General features: G+C 43.1%; 2 protein-coding genes. Both read right to left on the bottom strand.

The genetic code is table 11. The annotated features are described in order from the left end of the window. Positions 1-240 precede the first annotated feature (240 nt). Entirely contained in the window at positions 241-750 is a 510-nt protein-coding gene (locus B153_RS0132165) for a hypothetical protein (protein ID WP_020600872.1), read from the bottom strand. Between the two features lie 113 nt (positions 751-863). Beyond that, positions 864-1093 (bottom strand): hypothetical protein (locus B153_RS36280; protein ID WP_040762446.1); only part of this gene is annotated, 230 nt, incomplete at its 5' end.

Genomic DNA, 1093 nt, shown 5'->3' with positions numbered 1-1093 from the left:
TGACTTTGGAACGCGCTGACTGTCACACGCAAGCCAAACAATACGCTATTTTTCAGTACGTTACGTTGTTCGCTTGGTTCATCACCCAACACCCATGAGGGCTGATGGATGATAACGCTACGTTACTGAACAAAACCAACTGCCAACCTTTACACCCTCATTTGGTTGGGCTGCAACCTCTCCCTCGGGACGAGCTCCCTGTCGCCGGAAAGGCCACTGATAACACCTCATAATCAGATTTTAGCTGTCTGGAGGTTTCAGTTTTAGCAACTCCACGGGTAGTTCAAAATTCTTCCCTGTCTTTAGCGGAAAGTCAATAGTTGTTTTTTTTCGGTTCCTAGCTTTGTCAATCAAAGAATCTAAATAAAAAGCTGTACCATATATTTTTTTAGGCGCTTCTTCGCCATAAACGTAGACAGAAAGAGTATCAGCCTTTGATTCTTTGTAAATCTGAAACGCTGTACCGTCAGAAAGACCAGCTTGGTAATAGCGAGCTGTGGTTGTATCGAGTTTCAACTCTGCTACTTTCAGCTTGAAATTATTAATAAAGTCTTGGCTTACATCAACTTCATACTTCCCTGCTTTTTCATATGGAAAATACGTTTTTAGATATACTCTATCATTTGTATCTATTACAAACGAATACGATTTGGTCCACGTATTGTCGTAACTAAATTCAATATGCGTTTTCTCTTTGCTTTTTGTACAGCTTAGAAGTAAAATAAGTACAAACAAATAAGTGTATCTCATAAAGGCCGCCTATTTATCTTAAGATGCACAGGGCCAATAATTCCACACTTGTTGTGCAGCTTAAAAATCCGACATACTAAGGCGTTTATGCTGTCGCATACTACCTTACAAACTCACCTTTTGAACTTCCCAAGCCGGGGCGATTCTCGTGTCGACCGCAACCCGATCAACGAGCCAAAAAGGTTGCCTGTAGAGCCGTGCCCCGTGTCGACCGGAATCTGACCACTACGTTGTTGTTCAGCCTGTTGCATCACCCAACACCCACAGGGGCTGATGGCTGCTGAGACCGGCTCAAACAACAAATATACTTTCCAGCCTTTACACCCCTGTTTGGTTGGGCTGC

The sequence above is a fragment of the Spirosoma panaciterrae DSM 21099 genome (genome assembly GCF_000374025.1).
GTDB lineage: Bacteria > Bacteroidota > Bacteroidia > Cytophagales > Spirosomataceae > Spirosoma > Spirosoma panaciterrae.
The sequence above is the reverse complement of the archived record's forward strand: the minus strand, read 5'-3'. Positions and strand labels throughout refer to the sequence as shown.

Coding starts and splice junctions, on each gene's coding strand:
- B153_RS0132165 (WP_020600872.1), bottom strand. CDS start 750: ATGAGATACACTTATTTGTTTGTACTTATTTTACTTCTAAGCTGTACA.